Source organism: Streptomyces swartbergensis (assembly GCF_002148965.1).
Taxonomy (GTDB): Bacteria; Actinomycetota; Actinomycetes; order Streptomycetales; family Streptomycetaceae; genus Streptomyces; species Streptomyces swartbergensis.
The window spans coordinates 1-14,536 of the sequence record NZ_NGFN01000224.1 but is presented as its reverse complement, the minus strand read 5'-3'; the positions used below and the strand labels follow the sequence as shown (position 1 = coordinate 14,536).

The following is a 14,536-nucleotide window of genomic DNA, read 5'->3' as shown; positions in this document are numbered from 1 at the left end:
CCCATGGATGAGGTCGAAGTCGTCGTCGCCCATTCCGAGCGCGCGACTCTGCGTGTCGGCGACGTGTTCTTGAAGGTGGACGCCGATCAGGCCCGCATCGACGTCGAGGTCGAGGCGATGTGAAGGTGGACGCCGATCAGGCCCGCATCGACGTCGAGGTCGAGGCGATGTCCCTCGATCKCCGCTGAGCCCACCCGGCGTGCTGGCGAGGCGTGAGCGSSTCGCCGCATCGCCGAGCGGCCACGCAGCCGACCGAAGGGCCCGACTCCCCTGGCCACCCGCCTTTTCCGGGCCGCTCGCTCGCTTCTCTCCCGTGCTGGAACGGCCTGGGTCAAGGGTGGCCCGAAGGGCCATCGCCGAAGGCGACGCGRAGCGCCCTKGACGCAGGCCGTGGAAGCACGACACTGCCCAAGAAGCGGGCGGCCCCGACAGTTGCTCTCGATCGCCCTCGTCAGCCCTGCCTCTCCAGCACCGCGTAGTCGGCGAAGCTGCGGCGGTAGCGCAGGTGCCGGGTCTCCTGGGTGTGCCTGCGCTGCCACTCCTCCACCTCGGCCGGGGTCTGGTGCGGCCCCGAACTCGCCCCGCAGTCCTCCTCCTCTCCCGAGACGCAGTACGCCTGGTACTCCGGGACGGCCGACGCGTCCTGCACGATCGAGTACGGGACGTACCGGAAGATCCGGCGCCCCGCCGGTTCCCCGCCGTGTTCCTCGCGCTGGTGCTGGCGCAGCAGGACGTTCGCGTCCGTCACGGCACTCCCGTCGAACGCCGCCCGCGCCCTGTCCCGCCGGACGGCCAGCCCCTCGCAGGTGGCGCACCCCGGCACCGGCGACGGAGGCCGCATCGGATCCGCCGACAGTCCCTCCCTGGAACGGTCGTTGGCCGCGCGGACGCCCGCGCTGAGCCGCTCTTCCAGGGTCGCCTCGCGGATCCTCGCCGGGTCCGCCTGCCACTCCCGGCCGCCGCCGACCGGGCGCAGCATCACATACGGGCCGGTCCTGTCCTGGTACTCGCCGACCTTGTGCGTCACAGGATCGTAGACGAGCGTTCCCGGTTCCATTCGCGCACCTCCGTAACTCTGGGTGTACCGAGCGTTGCGCAGGGGAACAGTCCGGTTCAATGCTTGGCGTGTGACACCGGTGCACTGTCACGGAAGGGGAGGCCGTGAGCCGACGGAACGGCGGGGCGGAGTCGGGGGCGAGCACGGCGGCCGTGTTCGGCGAGGTGCTGCGGCATTTCCGCGAGGCGGCGCTGCTCACGCAGGAGGGCTTGGCGAGGCAGATCCCGTGCGACCGCTCGCACGTGGCGCGGGTGGAGGCGGGTACGCGGGTTCCGCAGGAGAGTTTCGCGAAGAAGTGCGACGAACTTCTTGGCACGGGTGGGGTGTTGCTGCGGTTGTGGGGGCGGATCGACTGGTATCCGCAGGTGGAGCATCCTGACTGGTTTCGGCGGCGGGCTGAGATGGATGAGGTGGCCGTCACTTTGCGGGAGTACCAGGAGCGTGTCATCCCGGGCTTGTTGCAGACGTCGGACTACGCCCGGGCGCTGTCCTCGCGCTATGTGAGCGGGGTGGAGTTGGAGGAGCGCGTCCGAGCCCGGATGAGCCGACAGCAGCGCTTCCTCGCCGATGGCGGTCCGCTGTACATCGTCGTCCTCGACGAGAGCTGCCTGCGCAACGTGGTCGGTGGTCCGGATGTCATGCGGGACCAGTGCGCGCACTTGCTCAGCGTCGCGCGGCTTCCCAACATCCGTATCCAGGTCGCGCCCGCAGGCCCCCTCGAAATCGTCCGCCCCAGTGGCTCCATGTCGTTGATCACGCTCCCCGAAGGGCGCCAGTGGCTCTACTCGGAGTCCCTCAACCGTGGCCACTTCACCAACGATCCAGCCCTCTACGAGCGCTATAACCAGTTCTATGATGTGCTCAGGGCGGACGCCCTGTCAGCTCCCCAGTCCGCCGCTCTGATCCACGAGGCGATGGAGAGGTACGAGCACTATGGACCGGAACGAGCTCGGCACAGTGACCTGGGTCAAGAGCAGCTACAGCGACGGCAACGGCGGCAACTGCATCGAAATAGCCCCCGATACCCCCGGCGTCGTCCCCGTCCGCGACAGCAAAACCCCTGACGGACCGGTCCTGCTCGTCACCCGGTCCGCCTGGTCCGCTTTCCTCTCCGGCGTGCGCTGAACTACTGCCCGCTCAGCATCTGCAGGATCCGGTTGGCCGCCTCCGCCACCGGCTGGCCCACGGCCCCGACGGCCGCGGCGATCGCGGCGACAGCCATCAGCGCACGGTGCCGTTCCTCGGGAGGCGCGGCGTCAGCCGACAGCACCGGCAGGGACTCGTCGATGAGCTGCGCGCTGGGCTGCGGAAGCTGGTCGCGCAACTCGCGGACGGCCTGGAGCAGTTCGGCGATGGCCAGCCGCAGGGCGGGATCCATCGCGTCGCCGGTCGCCCCGTTCTTCACGATGCCCGTGTTGCCGCTGCCGCCGTGCATGGTGACGTTGTCGCCGTAGTAGTAGTTGTTGCCGCTCATGCCGCGATCCCCACGTTGCCGTTGCCGCCGTACATGTTGACGTTGTCGCCGAAGTAGTAGTTGGTGGGCGAGCTGATGGTCAGACGCTCGACCGTCACATGGAACTCGGTGTCCGGGTTCTCCAGCGCGCCGGCGACGTAGCCCACGAGCTGGTCCAGGTGCTGCGGGTTCCGGCTGGTCACCATCGCGGTGGAGGGGCCGGCCGTCTCGATGGCGAGGACGTAGTGCGACTGGGCGGTGACGACGGAGAGCATGTCCACGAGGAAGTAGAGCAGTGCCGCGCCGGAGCCGAGCCACACGAAGGTGAGGAGTCCGCTGCCCGTGGACTCACTCGCGAGGAACGTCACGCTGCCGATGATCGACAGGCCGATGGCCACGGCGAGGGTGATGCCGGTGCGTGCGAGGAAGCGGATGACCGCCTCCTTGCGCCTCGGCTGGAGGGTGAAGGTGTACACCCGCGCGATGTTCCGCAGCGGATAGGCCGCGCCGCCGACCCATAACAGTCGCTTGCTGACGCGCAGTTCGATGTCGGTCATGCTCTGGGGCGGAGTGGCGGGCGGGGGCGGGACGTCCCACTGCCCCGGCGGCTGCTGCTGGATCTCCATGAAGTCCTTCTGGGGGCCGACGGGTTCTGAGTGACAGCCGTAACTGTCTGAACACCATTGACGACCATGCGTTGCCCGAGAGCAAGTCGTTTCAGGAGTCGTCGCGCCTGGGATCGTCGTCCCGCTTGTCGTCGTCGAGGGACTTCAGGAAGTCGGGGTTGTCGTCGGGCGCCACCCACTGCCGGGGACGCGGACGGCCCCCCGCCGCCGCACCCCGCTTCTTGCCGGCGATCAGCCAGGAGATCGAGCCGACGAGCGGAAACAGCAGCACGAGGATCGCCCACAGCGGCTTGGGCATGTGACGGATGTCGTCGTCCTTCGTGCTGATGCAGTCGATGAACGCGTACACGCTCAGCGCCAGCGGCACGAGGAACATCAGTACCCGGAGCATGCGCGGCCTCTCAGCGAAAGCGGGTGGGCGGTTCAGGGCCAGGGTAGCGGCTCGGGGATACTGGACCGCATGGCTTACGACGATCTTCGCTCCCTGCTCAGGGCTCTGGACCGCGAGGGCGACCTCAAGCGCATCAAGGCCGAGGTCGACCCGTATCTGGAGGTCGGGGAGATCGTCGACCGGGTGCAGAAGGCCGGCGGCCCCGCGCTGCTCTTCGAGAACGTACGCGGGTCGAGCATGCCGCTCGCGATGAACGTCTACGGCACGGACCGGCGGCTGCTGAAGGCGCTGGGCCTGAAGTCGTACGCCGAGATCTCGGAGCGGATCGGCGGGCTGCTGAAGCCCGAGCTGCCGCACGGGTTCGTCGGCGTGCGCGAGGCCTTCGGGAAGCTCGGCGCGATGACGCACGTGCCGCCGAAGAAGGTGAAGGACGGGCCGGTGCAGGAGGTCGTCCTGACCGGGGACGACGTGGACCTGGAGCAGTTGCCCGCCCTGTTCACGTGGCCGAAGGACGGCGGCTCCTTCTTCAATCTGGGGCTCACGCACACCAAGGACCCGGAGACGGGCATCCGCAACCTCGGGCTGTACCGCCTCCAGCGCCACGACAAGCGCACGATCGGCATGCACTGGCAGATCCACAAGGACAGCCGCAACCACTACCAGGTGGCGGCCCGGCGCGGGGAGCGTCTGCCGGTCGCGATCGCCTTCGGATGCCCGCCCGCCGTGACGTACGCCTCCACGGCCCCCCTCCCCGGGGACATCGACGAGTACCTGTTCGCCGGGTTCCTCGCGGGCAAGCGGATCGAGATGGTCGACTGCAAGACCGTGCCGCTCCAGGTGCCCGCGCAGGCGGAGGTCGTCATCGAGGGCTGGTTGGAGCCGGGCGAGATGCTGCCCGAGGGCCCCTTCGGCGACCACACCGGCTTCTACACGCCGCAGGAGCCCTTCCCCGCCCTGAAGATCGACTGCGTGACGATGCGGAAGCGGCCGCTGCTTCAGTCGATCGTCGTAGGCAGGCCTCCGACGGAGGACGGACCGCTGGGGCGTGCGACGGAACGCTTCTTCCTGCCGCTGCTGAAGATCATCGTGCCGGACATCGTGGACTACCACCTGCCGGAGGCGGGCGGTTTCCACAACTGCGCGATCGTCTCGATCGACAAGAAGTACCCGAAGCACGCGCAGAAGGTCATGCATGCCATCTGGGGCGCGCACATGATGTCGCTGACCAAGCTCATCGTGGTCGTCGACTCCGACTGCGACGTCCACGACCTGCACGAGGTCGCCTGGCGGGCCCTCGGCAACACCGACTACGCCCGCGACCTCAGCGTCGTCGAGGGGCCGGTCGACCACCTCGACCACGCCTCCTACCAGCAGTTCTGGGGCGGCAAGGCCGGTATCGACGCGACGAAGAAGTGGCCCGAGGAGGGCTACACGCGCGACGGCGGCTGGCCCGACATGGTGGAGTCCGATCCGGATACCGCGGCGAAGGTGGACCGCCGCTGGAAGGAGTATGGGCTGTGACTTCCGCTTCCGCGGCGATCCCGCAGCCGGGACGCACGAAGGCCTTCCTGCGGCTGGTGATGATCGAGCACTCGGTCTTCGCGCTGCCCTTCGCCTACATCGCCACGCTGACGGCCATGTACCAGTGGGACAAGAACGTCCACTGGGGCCGGCTGCTGCTGGTCACCATCTGCATGGTCGGCCTGCGCACCTTCGCGATGGCGGTCAACCGGATCATCGACCGCGAGATCGACGCGCGGAACCCGCGCACGGCGCACCGCGAACTGGTGACCGGCGCGATGTCGGTGAAGCACGCCTGGACGGGTGCCCTGATCGCCCTCGTCGTCTTCCTCGGCGCGGCGGCCCTGCTCAACCCGCTGTGCCTGGCGCTGGCGCCCATCGCGGTGATCCCGATGGTGGTCTACCCGTACGGCAAGCGGTTCACGAACTTCCCGCAGGCCATCCTGGGCCTCGCGCAGGCGATGGGCCCGGTCGGCGGCTGGCTGGCGGTCACGGGCTCCTGGTCCTGGGACGCGGTGATACTCGGCCTCGCCGTGGGCATCTGGATCGGCGGCTTCGACCTGATCTACGCCTGCCAGGACGTCGAGACCGACCGCGAGATCGGTGTCATGTCCGTCCCGGCCCGCTTCGGTATCCCGGCGGCGATCTGGGGCGCCCGGGTCTGCCACACCCTCACGACGGCCCTGTTCGTCTGGTACGCCCTGGCCACCGACGCCGGCGCCTTCTTCTGGCTGGGCCTGCTGGTGGTCGCCGCCGCGTTCTTGTACGAGCACACCATCGTCCGCCCCCATGACCTGTCCCGGGTCAACAGGGCGTTCTTCAGCGTCAACGGCTTCATCGGCATTGCCCTGTTCGTGTGCGCGCTGCTGGATCTTCTGGTTCGGGGCCTGACCGTCTGAATACGGTGCGGCCCATGGACCGCCTGCGTGCCCAGCTCGCCCGCTTCGAGGACGCGTTTCCGCATGAGTTCTGCCCCGACCTCGCCGTCATCCCGGCCGAGGCGGCGGCCGCGGACCGCACTGCGTATCCGGCCGACCTGATCGAACTCGTCGCCGAGGTGGTGTCACCGGAAAGCGTCCGCCGTGACTACGAGATGAAGCCCCGGTGGTACGCCTCGCGAGGCATCGCCAACTACCTCCTGCTCGATCCGCTCAAGGGCCACGTCGTGACCATGTGGAACCCCGGCCCCGACGGCTACCGAGGCCGCGACACCATCTCGTACGGCCCCGAACTGGCCGTCGACTCCTCGCTCGGCAAGCTGTCGATCCCCACCGCCCGGCTCCCGGTGGACCCGAAGGCGCCTTCCTAAGACGCGAGCGCTCGGCTCGCTATCCGGCGGCGGAACACGAACGCCGCCGCCACCCCCGCCAGCAGACCCAGCAGGTGGCCCTGCCAGCTGACGCCCGTCTGGGTGGGGGCGAGGCCCGCCAGGATGGAGCCGCCCCAGATCGCGGCGATGAGTATGCCGACCAGGACTCCCCAGGGGCGGCGCTCGACGAAGCCGGTGATCAGGAGGAAGCCGAAGAGGCCGAAGATCAGGCCGGAGGCGCCCGCGGTGTTGGTGTGCGCCGGGGCTATGAGCCATACGCCCAGGCCGTCGACGAGCACGATCAGCGCGCAGACCAGCAGGAAACGGCGCAGCCCCGCCAGCGCGGCGAGGAAGCCGAGGACCAGCAGCGGCACCGTGTTCGCGGCCAGATGGGCGAAGCCGAAGTGGATGAACGCCGAGGGGACGACGTCGACCAGCTCGGACGGGATGCGCGGCGTGACGCCGAGGCCGTCCAGGGCGTGGCCGCTCACCACGTCCACCACTTCCAGCAGCCACAGCAGCGCGATCCAGGCCAGCATCAGCTTGCCCGCGGCCATCGCACGGCCGCCGCGTGACCAACCGGCTCCGACACCCGACATGGCGACCCCCAGCGCTCGCTCGTCCCCTCCGGGGAACGCCCGGCCCCCCTTGGCCGGTTCCCACCCTGCGACGCCGGATAGGCTCGGTGTTGTGAACCCAGTCAAGCCAGGCGAGACACCGCGTACGCCTTGGATCGTAGGGGTGTCCGGCGCCTCCGGCACCCCGTATGCCGCTGCCGTGCTGCGGGCCCTCCTCGCCGCCGGCGAGAGCGTCGACCTCGTGGTGTCCCGCGCCTCCCGGCTCACCCTGCTCGACGAGACCGGGATCTCCTTCCGGGACGCCCACTGGCAGGACGACCTGCGGGAATGGCTGTCCCGGGGCGCCGACGGCAAGCCCGGCACGTTCTCCGTGGACATCGACGCCGTACGGCACTGGAGCGCCGGCGACCTGGCCGCCGGACCCTCCTCGGGGTCGTACCCGACCAAGGGCATGCTCATCGTGCCCGCCTCGACCGCGAGCGTGGCCGGGGTCGCGCTCGGGCTGTCGAAGGACCTGTTGCAGCGGGCGGCGAGCGTGACCCTGAAGGAGGGACGCAAGCTGATCGTGGCCGTACGTGAGACCCCGCTGAACGGCCAGACCCTGCGGCACCTTGTCACCCTCGACGATGCGGGCGCGACCGTCGTGCCCGCCTCACCCGCCTTCTACGCGGGCGCGACGCACATCCAGGACCTGGTGGACTTCGTCGCCGGACGCGTACTCGACGCGGCGGGCGTGCCGCACCGGCTCTACCGCCGTTGGCAAGGTGAGCTCGGCGGCGGATCACACCGCGCCGGCTGAGCCACACCCCTGCACGGCATCTGTACGTCATCACAACCACAGACTTTTCAGACAACTTCAGCGGAAGGCTTCGATCGCAATGGACGCGGTGGACAGGCAGCTCATCCAGGCCCTGAGGGAGAACGGCCGGGCCTCCTACGCGGAGCTGGGACGCCTCGTCGGACTGTCGGGACCGAGCGTCACCGACCGCATCAACCGGTTGGAGGCGGCCGGTGTCATCACCGGCTACCGGGCCACCGTCGACGCCGCCTCGCTCGGCCTCGGTGTCACCGCCCTGATCGGCATCTCGCTCTCCGACGCCACCGACCACGAGGACGTGGCACAGCGGCTGCGGGACCTCTCGGAGATCGAGGACTGCTGGTTCATCGCGGGCGACGACTCGTACATGCTCAAGGTGCGGGCGGAGAACGTGGACGGCCTGGAGAAGATCATCCGGCGGCTCAGCGGCACCAAGGGTGTCTCCCGGACGCGTACGACCATCGTGCTCTCCACGAAGTGGGAGAACCGGGTCGGGGAGCTGCCGGAAGAGGCATAGAGGCATAGGCGCGTAGCGCCGTATGGGGGTCCCCCCGCCCGAAGGGTGGGGGAGTACGGTTGGTCGGGCTGTCGGAGAAAGGTGTGGCAATGGACGTCGGGCTCAAGCGCGAGCTGGAGGAGAAGGTCCGCTCCGGTGAGCGGCTGACTCGTGAGGACGGCATCGCGCTGTACGAGTCGGACGACCTGGCCTGGCTCGGCGGCCTCGCACACGAGGTGCGCACGCGCAAGAACGGCGACGTGGTGCACTTCAACGTCAACCGTCACCTCAACATGACCAACGTGTGCACGGCCTCCTGCGCGTACTGCTCCTTCCAGCGCAAGCCGGGGGAGAAGGACGCGTACACGATGCGCATCGAGGAGGCCGTCAAGCTCGCGAAGGCGATGGAGGGCGAGAACCTCACCGAGCTGCACATCGTCAACGGGCTGCACCCGAACCTGCCGTGGCGTTACTACCCGCGCTCGCTACGGGAGTTGAAGGCCGCGCTGCCGCACGTCTCGCTGAAGGCCTTCACGGCGACGGAGATCCACCACTTCGAGACCATCTCCGGGATGAGCGCGTCCGAGATCCTGGACGAGCTGATCGACGCGGGGCTGGAGTCGCTGACCGGCGGTGGTGCGGAGATCTTCGACTGGGAGGTCCGGCAGCACATCGTGGACCACCGCACCCACTGGGAGGACTGGTCCCGCATCCACCGGCTCGCGCACGAGAAGGGTCTGAAGACCCCGTGCACGATGCTGTACGGCCACATCGAGGAGCCGCGGCACCGGGTGGACCATGTGCTGCGGCTGCGTGAGCTCCAGGACGAGACCGGGGGTTTCCAGGTCTTCATCCCGCTGCGGTACCAGCACGACTTCGTCGACGTGCAGGACGGCAAGGTGCGGAATCGCCTTCAGGCGCGGACGCAGATGGCGACGGGGGCGGAGGCGCTGAAGACCTTCGCGGTGTCGCGGCTGCTGTTCGACAACGTGCCGCACGTCAAGGTGTTCTGGGTCATGCACGGTGTGCAGACCGCGCAGCTCGCGCTCCAGCACGGCGCCGATGACATGGACGGTTCGGTCGTCGAGTACAAGATCACGCATGATGCGGACAACTTCGGGACGCCGAACAAGTTGACCCGTGAGGACTTGCTGGATCTCATTCGCGATGCCGGTTTCCGGCCGGTGGAGCGGAATACGCGGTACGAGATCATTCGCGAGTATGAAGGGCCTGACCCGGAGCGTCGGGAGTCGCCGCAGCCGATGCGGGTCTGATTGCGGGTGCCGGTGCCGGTGCGGGTGCGGGTCGTGGGGGCTGGTCGCGCAGTTCCCCGCGCCCCTTAGGTGGGTACTCGGCCGGCATGGTTGCCACCAAGGCGCCTGAAGACGCCTACACCGCAGAACCCTTCGTTCCTGATCGCGGCGGGTTGACCGCTCTGCGGCGGGCCGCGGCCGAGTGCCGGGGGTGCCCATTGCACCGGGACGCCACCCAGACCGTGTTCGGGGCCGGGAACAAGGACGCTCGCGTCATGCTGGTCGGGGAGCAGCCCGGGGATCAGGAGGACCGGCAGGGGAAGCCGTTCGTCGGGCCCGCCGGGAAGCTCCTGGACCGTGCGCTGGAGGAGGCGGGGATCGACCCTGCCGAGGCCTACGTCACCAACGCGGTCAAGCACTTCAAGTTCACCCAGGCCGAGCCGCGCAAGCGCCGGATCCACAAGGCGCCGAATCTGCGCGAGATGACCGCGTGCGGGCCCTGGCTGGCCGCGGAGCTCGCGGTCGTGGAGCCGGAGCTGATCGTCGTCCTGGGGGCCACCGCCGGGAAGGCGCTGCTCGGGTCCTCCTTCCGGGTCACGCAGGTGCGCGGCACGGTGCTGGAGGAGGAGATCCACGGCCGGCCGGAGCGGCTGGTGCCGACGGTCCACCCGTCGTCGGTGTTGCGGGCGGACGACCGGGAGGCGGCGTACCGAGGGCTGCTGTCGGATCTGAAAGTGGCGGCGCAGGCGTTGGGGTAATAGTTACAATCGCCCATGCCCCTTACCTTCACCTTCGATCCTGCCGTCACGCCCGAGCTGCGCGACGGCATCCTCGACCTGTGGGCCGACGTCTCCAACGCCGGCGGGGCCGTCGGCTTCGTGCCGCCGGTGACGCGGGAGGACATCCGTCCCTGGCTGGTGCAGCACTTCGCGTCGATGGCGGAGGGGCGGGTCAGACTGCTCGTCGGGCACGACGAGGAGGGACGCGTCGCGGCGACCGCGTTCCTCACCTTCAACACGCACCACCTGATGACGCACTGGCTGTGGCTCTACACGGTGATGGTGCACCCGCGCCATCAGGGCAAAGGCTACGGGCGTGAGCTGCTGGCCGCCGCCGAGGACGCGGCCCGGGGCATCGACGGGATCGAGGCGATCCGCCTCACCTGCCGCGGGGGGCTCGGCCTGGAGCGGTTCTACGAGACCTGCGGCTACAAGGAGGTCGGCCGCATCCCCGGCGCGATCCGGGTGGCGCCCGGCGACGACCGGGAGGACATCATCATGCTGCTGCCGCTGAAGTGACCCCGCGGCCTCGTACCCCCCTGCAAGATCGGCCGCCCGGCGTGCTTCACTGGACGGTGCCCCTTTGGGTGCGTTCTGGCCGTTCGAACCGGAAGAGTGGATTGAGATGCTCCGCTACACGCTGATGCGCCTCGGGATCTTCGCAGGCTGCCTCGTGGTCGTCTGGGGCCTCGTCTACTCCGGCCTCGCCCCGCGCGGCCTCGGCTCCAGCAACGGCCTGTGGATCGTCATGCTCGCCCTGCTGTTCTCCGCGCCGATCAGTTTCGTCGTGCTGCGCAAGGAGCGGGACCGGGCGTCCGTGCAGATCGCGCAGCGGGTGGACCGGATGAAGGCCAACCTGGAGGCCAACCGCAGCCAGGAGGACGTCGCCGACGACGCCTCCCGGGCGCAGGGCCAGACCCAGACCTCGTAAGGTCCCGTACCGGCGTACAGCGCCCCGTTTCCGTGCTTGCTCGGAAACGGGGCGCTTTGTCATGTGTGGGTGGAGTCGCATTTCGGCCTGTCAAAGCCAGGCTTTGAGGTCCTCAAAGTTCAGGTGTTAAGGTCGATGTCATGAAGTCAGCAGTCGCGCGCCCCATGCCCCTGAGCGCTTTGCTCGTGGCGCGCCTGCACGTGGATCTCTGTCGGTGCGCGTCCGCTACCTGTCGTCCCTGACGTAACGCAACCCCCGTCGTCGCCCACGTCAGTCCCTACGCGTCCCTCAACGGAGCCAGTCCGTGTCCTCACACACGAAGTCCTTCAAGGTGCCCTTCTGGGCTCAGATCATCGCCGGTCTCGTCCTGGGTGTGCTGCTCGGCTGGCTCGCCCGCAGCCAGGACCTGTCCTGGCTGGTCACGACGCTGGAGAAGGTCGGCGACACGTTCATCGGCCTGCTGAAGCTCGCCGTCGCCCCGCTCGTCTTCTTCGCGATCCTGGTCTCGATAACCAACCTGCGCAAGGTCAACAACGCGGCCCGCCTGGCCTCGCGCACCCTCCTGTGGTTCATGGCCACGTCGTTGATCGCGGTGAGCATCGGCCTGGTCATCGGCCTGGTCACCAACCCGGGCGCCGGCACCGGTCTCACCCCCCAGGACGGTGCGAAGCCCAAGGACACCGGCTCCTGGATCGACTTCCTGACCGGCATCGTGCCGACCGACGTCATCACGCCGTTCACCGAACTGAACGTGTTGCAGATCGTCTTCATGGCCGCCGTCGCCGGTATCGCCGCCCTCCAGCTCGGTGAGAGGGCCCAGCCGATCCTCACCCTCAGCGAGTCCGTCCTCGAACTGCTGCAGAAGGCGCTGTGGTGGGTCATCCGGCTCGCCCCGCTCGGCACCGTCGGCCTCATCGGCAACGCCATCGCCACCTACGGCTGGGACCTGATCGGCAAGTACGCGACGTTCACCGCCGACATCTACGTCGGCTGCCTGATCGTGCTCTTCGGCGTCTACCCGACGCTGCTCGCGACCGTCGCCAAGGTCAACCCGGTCCAGTTCTTCAAGGGCGCCTGGCCCGCGATCCAGCTGGCCTTCGTCTCCCGCTCGTCGGTCGGCACGATGCCGCTGACCCAGAAGGTCACCGAGCGGCTCGGCGTGCCGAAGGAGTACGCGTCCTTCGCGGTGCCGTTCGGCGCGACGACCAAGATGGACGGCTGCGCCGCGATCTACCCGGCCATCGCCGCGATCTTCGTCGCCCAGATCTTCGACATCCAGCTGGGTGTCGGCGACTACCTGCTGATCGCGTTCGTCTCGGTGGTCGGCTCCGCCGCCACCGCCGGTCTCACCGGCGCGACGGTCATGCTGACCCTCACCCTCTCCACCCTCGGCCTGCCGATGGAGGGCGTGGGCCTGCTCCTCGCGATCGACCCGATCCTCGACATGATCCGCACCGCGACCAACGTCGCCGGTCAGGCCCTGATCCCGGTCCTGGTCTCCGCCCGCGAGAACCTGCTCGACCGCACGGCCTACGCCACGGCCGACGGCTCCTCCCTGGACGAGCCGCGCGACGCACAGCCCGAGCAGGTCCCCGCCGCGGCCTGACGCGCCGACGCCCCCCGGCCGGCCCTCCTCCGGTTTCCCGGCCGGGGGCCGGCCGGGGGGACCGTACGCTAAGCGGTATGGGTGCCGTGAAGACCAAGCGGATGCCGCGTGCGGTCCGTGAACAGCAGATGCTGGACGCCGCCGTGCAGATCTTCGGACAACGGGGGTACATGGCCGCGTCGATGGACGAGATAGCCGAACTCGCGGGCGTGTCCAAGCCGTTGGTCTACCTGTACCTCAACTCCAAGGAAGACCTCTTCACCGCCTGCATCCGCCGCGAGGCCAAGGCACTCGTCGAGGCGGTCCGGGCCGGTGTCCGGCCCGATCTGGCCGCCGACCGGCAACTCTGGGAGGGGCTCGGCGCGTTCTTCGCGCACACCGCGCGCAACCCGGACGCCTGGGCGGTCCTGCACCTCCAGGCCCGTACGCACGGCGAGCCCTTCGCCTCCGAAGTCACCGCGATGCGCGAGGAGATCGTCGCGTTCGTGACGCAGCTGATCCTCGCCGCGGCGCGCGAGGCCCATCGCGACCCCGACCTGCCCGAACGCGAGGTCGCCGGCCTCGCCGAGGCCCTGGTCGGCGCCGCCGAGTCGCTCGCCGCCTGGGCCAACGCCACCCCGGGCGTCACGGCCCGCCAGGCCGCGGCCACGATGATGAACTTCGCCTGGGCGGGCCTGGGCGACCTCATGGCGGGGCGCCCGTGGTCACCGCCGGAGGAGCAGCAGGCGGGCGTTCAGGTGGGACAGGCCTCCGCCGCCACCGCCTGAGGAGCAGCAGGCGGGAGTACAGGGGGGATACGCCTCCCCCGTCACCGCCTGAGGAGCAGCAGGCGGGAGTACAGGGGGGATACGCCTCCCCCGTCACCGCCTGAGGAACAGCAGGCGGGCGCGCTCAGGTGGGGGAGACGTCGCCCGTCACATGGATCCGGTCCTCCCGGCCCCGCAGCTCGAACCGGCCGTCCTCCGCGGCGTACGTCACCGTCCCGGGCAGCAGGACCGGTGCCCGGAACTGCGCGCGTACGTGGCAGGAGTCCGGCGTGCCGTGTGCGGCGAGGCAGCGGGCGACGGTCCACATGCCGTGCGCGATGGCCCGGGGGAAGCCGAACAGGCGGGCGGTGAGCGGGTGGAGGTGGATCGGGTTGCGGTCGCCGGACGCCGCCGCGTACCGCCGTCCGACGTCCTCGGCGAGCCGCCACTCGGCCACGGCCGGCGGCGGCTTCCGTACCCCTTCCCGGGGAGCCTCGGCGGGCCGTCGCGTGCGGTGCCGGGCGAGGTACGTGCTCCTCGACTCCCATACGACGTCCCCGCCCTCCCGCACCTCGGTGACGACGGTCGCCTCAGTGCCGCGCCGGTGGGGTGCCAACCCCTCGACGCGCACCATGAGTTCGTACGCCCCGGTGGCCGGCATCGCCCGGTGCCGGGTGATCGTGATCGAGGTGTGGACGAGGCCGAGCAGCGGCAGCGGGAAGTCCCGGCCGCTCATCAGCCGCATGGCCAGGGGGAAGCCCAGCACGTGCGGATACGTCGGCGGCAGCGCGTCGTCCCCGGTCGGGAACCCGCAGACCCGCTCGTACGCCGCCAGCCGCGCGAGGTCGACGCGCAGGCCGGGCAGGACGAGCCGGGTGCGCGGGAACTGCGCGTCGGGGGCCGGGCGTTTGAAGGGGGACAGCGGGTGCGCGGGAACTGCGCGTCGGGGGCCGGGCGTTTGAAGGGGGACAGC

At 69.4% G+C, this 14,536-nt stretch carries 20 protein-coding genes and 1 pseudogene; 15 read left to right on the top strand and 6 right to left on the bottom strand.

Features of this window, described 5'->3' with window-relative positions:
- Nucleotides 1–3: 3 nt before the first annotated feature.
- A pseudogene (locus CA983_RS45320) lies at nucleotides 4–120 on the top strand (aminoglycoside phosphotransferase family protein); the annotation flags it as partial.
- Between the two features lie 331 nt (nucleotides 121–451).
- On the opposite strand, the gene CA983_RS49265 reads toward CA983_RS45320, so the two are convergent.
- Nucleotides 452–1,057 carry a DUF7848 domain-containing protein gene (locus tag CA983_RS49265; protein WP_086603791.1) on the bottom strand — a complete coding sequence of 202 codons (606 nt, stop codon included), beginning with the start codon at nucleotides 1,055–1,057 and terminating at the stop codon, nucleotides 452–454.
- A 104-nt stretch (nucleotides 1,058–1,161) separates the two neighbouring features.
- Here CA983_RS49265 and CA983_RS47275 point away from each other — a divergent pair, with 104 nt between their 5' ends.
- Nucleotides 1,162–2,121: a helix-turn-helix domain-containing protein gene (locus tag CA983_RS47275; protein ID WP_208637065.1), complete on the top strand. Its 960-nt coding sequence runs from the start codon at nucleotides 1,162–1,164 to the stop codon at nucleotides 2,119–2,121.
- Nucleotides 2,069–2,182, top strand: coding sequence for a DUF397 domain-containing protein (locus CA983_RS48245; protein ID WP_244207147.1), 114 nt, complete (start codon nucleotides 2,069–2,071; stop codon nucleotides 2,180–2,182). The genes CA983_RS47275 and CA983_RS48245 overlap by 53 nt, the downstream gene beginning before the upstream one ends.
- Nucleotide 2,183: 1 nt before the next feature.
- On the opposite strand, the gene CA983_RS29015 is transcribed toward CA983_RS48245, so the two are convergent.
- The 3 genes from CA983_RS29015 to CA983_RS29005 form a co-directional block, all read right to left on the bottom strand.
- The gene (locus tag CA983_RS29015) at nucleotides 2,184–2,531 is read right to left on the bottom strand and encodes a hypothetical protein (RefSeq protein WP_086603789.1); all 348 of its coding nucleotides are present in this window, start codon (nucleotides 2,529–2,531) and stop codon (nucleotides 2,184–2,186) included.
- Nucleotides 2,528–3,136: a DUF6232 family protein gene (locus CA983_RS29010; RefSeq protein ID WP_086603788.1), complete on the bottom strand. Its 609-nt coding sequence runs from the start codon at nucleotides 3,134–3,136 to the stop codon at nucleotides 2,528–2,530. Before CA983_RS29010 ends, CA983_RS29015 begins: the two co-directional genes overlap by 4 nt.
- A gap of 91 nt (nucleotides 3,137–3,227) precedes the next feature.
- On the bottom strand, nucleotides 3,228–3,527 hold the full coding sequence (locus tag CA983_RS29005; RefSeq protein WP_086603787.1) for a PLD nuclease N-terminal domain-containing protein: 300 nt from the start codon (nucleotides 3,525–3,527) through the stop codon (nucleotides 3,228–3,230).
- A gap of 69 nt (nucleotides 3,528–3,596) precedes the next feature.
- Between CA983_RS29005 and CA983_RS29000 the strand changes: the two genes are divergently transcribed.
- From CA983_RS29000 to CA983_RS28990, 3 genes are read left to right on the top strand one after another with little or no spacing between them, the layout of a single operon-like run.
- Nucleotides 3,597–5,048, top strand: a complete 1,452-nt coding sequence (locus tag CA983_RS29000) for a menaquinone biosynthesis decarboxylase (RefSeq protein WP_086603786.1) — start codon at nucleotides 3,597–3,599, stop codon at nucleotides 5,046–5,048.
- A complete protein-coding gene (gene mqnP / locus CA983_RS28995; RefSeq protein ID WP_086603785.1) occupies nucleotides 5,045–5,947 on the top strand; it encodes a menaquinone biosynthesis prenyltransferase MqnP in 903 nt (300 codons plus the stop codon). Before CA983_RS29000 ends, mqnP begins: the two co-directional genes overlap by 4 nt.
- Nucleotides 5,948–5,961: 14 nt before the next feature.
- Nucleotides 5,962–6,357, top strand: coding sequence for a Uma2 family endonuclease (locus CA983_RS28990; RefSeq protein WP_086603784.1), 396 nt, complete (start codon nucleotides 5,962–5,964; stop codon nucleotides 6,355–6,357).
- Here CA983_RS28990 and CA983_RS28985 read toward each other — a convergent pair.
- Nucleotides 6,354–6,956 (bottom strand): rhomboid family intramembrane serine protease, encoded by a 603-nt coding sequence (locus CA983_RS28985; protein WP_086603783.1) that lies wholly within the window; start codon nucleotides 6,954–6,956, stop codon nucleotides 6,354–6,356. The genes CA983_RS28990 and CA983_RS28985 overlap by 4 nt on opposite strands.
- 91 nt (nucleotides 6,957–7,047) lie before the next feature.
- Here CA983_RS28985 and CA983_RS28980 point away from each other — a divergent pair, with 91 nt between their 5' ends.
- The 9 genes from CA983_RS28980 to CA983_RS28945 all read left to right on the top strand — a co-directional run bounded on the left by CA983_RS28980 (nucleotide 7,048) and on the right by CA983_RS28945 (nucleotide 13,584).
- The gene (locus CA983_RS28980) at nucleotides 7,048–7,734 is read left to right on the top strand and encodes a UbiX family flavin prenyltransferase (RefSeq protein ID WP_086603782.1); all 687 of its coding nucleotides are present in this window, start codon (nucleotides 7,048–7,050) and stop codon (nucleotides 7,732–7,734) included.
- Nucleotides 7,735–7,813: 79 nt separating this feature from the next.
- Nucleotides 7,814–8,269 carry an Lrp/AsnC family transcriptional regulator gene (locus CA983_RS28975; protein ID WP_059424549.1) on the top strand — a complete coding sequence of 152 codons (456 nt, stop codon included), beginning with the start codon at nucleotides 7,814–7,816 and terminating at the stop codon, nucleotides 8,267–8,269.
- An 89-nt stretch (nucleotides 8,270–8,358) separates the two neighbouring features.
- Nucleotides 8,359–9,522 (top strand): aminofutalosine synthase MqnE, encoded by a 1,164-nt coding sequence (mqnE, locus tag CA983_RS28970; protein WP_086603781.1) that lies wholly within the window; start codon nucleotides 8,359–8,361, stop codon nucleotides 9,520–9,522.
- Between the two features lie 86 nt (nucleotides 9,523–9,608).
- Nucleotides 9,609–10,259: a UdgX family uracil-DNA binding protein gene (locus tag CA983_RS28965; RefSeq protein WP_086603780.1), complete on the top strand. Its 651-nt coding sequence runs from the start codon at nucleotides 9,609–9,611 to the stop codon at nucleotides 10,257–10,259.
- A gap of 15 nt (nucleotides 10,260–10,274) precedes the next feature.
- Nucleotides 10,275–10,799 (top strand): GNAT family N-acetyltransferase, encoded by a 525-nt coding sequence (locus CA983_RS28960; RefSeq protein WP_086603779.1) that lies wholly within the window; start codon nucleotides 10,275–10,277, stop codon nucleotides 10,797–10,799.
- A 106-nt stretch (nucleotides 10,800–10,905) separates the two neighbouring features.
- Nucleotides 10,906–11,211: a DUF4229 domain-containing protein gene (locus tag CA983_RS28955; protein WP_086603793.1), complete on the top strand. Its 306-nt coding sequence runs from the start codon at nucleotides 10,906–10,908 to the stop codon at nucleotides 11,209–11,211.
- Between the two features lie 164 nt (nucleotides 11,212–11,375).
- Nucleotides 11,376–11,453 carry a putative leader peptide gene (locus CA983_RS49260; RefSeq protein WP_341866701.1) on the top strand — a complete coding sequence of 26 codons (78 nt, stop codon included), beginning with the start codon at nucleotides 11,376–11,378 and terminating at the stop codon, nucleotides 11,451–11,453.
- A 62-nt stretch (nucleotides 11,454–11,515) separates the two neighbouring features.
- The gene (locus CA983_RS28950) at nucleotides 11,516–12,817 is read left to right on the top strand and encodes a dicarboxylate/amino acid:cation symporter (RefSeq protein ID WP_086603778.1); all 1,302 of its coding nucleotides are present in this window, start codon (nucleotides 11,516–11,518) and stop codon (nucleotides 12,815–12,817) included.
- Between the two features lie 77 nt (nucleotides 12,818–12,894).
- Complete coding sequence (locus tag CA983_RS28945; RefSeq protein WP_086603777.1) at nucleotides 12,895–13,584, top strand: TetR/AcrR family transcriptional regulator; 690 nt, start codon at nucleotides 12,895–12,897, stop codon at nucleotides 13,582–13,584.
- Between the two features lie 124 nt (nucleotides 13,585–13,708).
- Here the strand turns inward: CA983_RS28945 and CA983_RS28940 are convergent, their stop codons facing one another.
- A complete protein-coding gene (locus tag CA983_RS28940) occupies nucleotides 13,709–14,485 on the bottom strand; it encodes a MaoC family dehydratase (RefSeq protein ID WP_086603792.1) in 777 nt (258 codons plus the stop codon).
- Nucleotides 14,486–14,536 lie beyond the last annotated feature (51 nt).

What these genes read in the sequence shown, in the direction of transcription:
- CA983_RS49265 (WP_086603791.1), bottom strand. Translation starts at nt 1,057, where the DNA reads ATGGAACCGGGAACGCTCGTCTACGATCCTGTGACGCACAAGGTCGGC.
- CA983_RS29015 (WP_086603789.1), bottom strand. Translation starts at nt 2,531, where the DNA reads ATGAGCGGCAACAACTACTACTACGGCGACAACGTCACCATGCACGGC.
- CA983_RS29010 (WP_086603788.1), bottom strand. Translation starts at nt 3,136, where the DNA reads ATGGAGATCCAGCAGCAGCCGCCGGGGCAGTGGGACGTCCCGCCCCCG.
- CA983_RS29005 (WP_086603787.1), bottom strand. Translation starts at nt 3,527, where the DNA reads ATGCTCCGGGTACTGATGTTCCTCGTGCCGCTGGCGCTGAGCGTGTAC.
- CA983_RS29000 (WP_086603786.1), top strand. Translation starts at nt 3,597, where the DNA reads ATGGCTTACGACGATCTTCGCTCCCTGCTCAGGGCTCTGGACCGCGAG.
- CA983_RS28990 (WP_086603784.1), top strand. Translation starts at nt 5,962, where the DNA reads ATGGACCGCCTGCGTGCCCAGCTCGCCCGCTTCGAGGACGCGTTTCCG.
- CA983_RS28985 (WP_086603783.1), bottom strand. Translation starts at nt 6,956, where the DNA reads ATGTCGGGTGTCGGAGCCGGTTGGTCACGCGGCGGCCGTGCGATGGCC.
- CA983_RS28975 (WP_059424549.1), top strand. Translation starts at nt 7,814, where the DNA reads ATGGACGCGGTGGACAGGCAGCTCATCCAGGCCCTGAGGGAGAACGGC.
- mqnE (WP_086603781.1), top strand. Translation starts at nt 8,359, where the DNA reads ATGGACGTCGGGCTCAAGCGCGAGCTGGAGGAGAAGGTCCGCTCCGGT.
- CA983_RS28965 (WP_086603780.1), top strand. Translation starts at nt 9,609, where the DNA reads ATGGTTGCCACCAAGGCGCCTGAAGACGCCTACACCGCAGAACCCTTC.
- CA983_RS28960 (WP_086603779.1), top strand. Translation starts at nt 10,275, where the DNA reads ATGCCCCTTACCTTCACCTTCGATCCTGCCGTCACGCCCGAGCTGCGC.
- CA983_RS28955 (WP_086603793.1), top strand. Translation starts at nt 10,906, where the DNA reads ATGCTCCGCTACACGCTGATGCGCCTCGGGATCTTCGCAGGCTGCCTC.
- CA983_RS49260 (WP_341866701.1), top strand. Translation starts at nt 11,376, where the DNA reads ATGCCCCTGAGCGCTTTGCTCGTGGCGCGCCTGCACGTGGATCTCTGT.
- CA983_RS28945 (WP_086603777.1), top strand. Translation starts at nt 12,895, where the DNA reads ATGGGTGCCGTGAAGACCAAGCGGATGCCGCGTGCGGTCCGTGAACAG.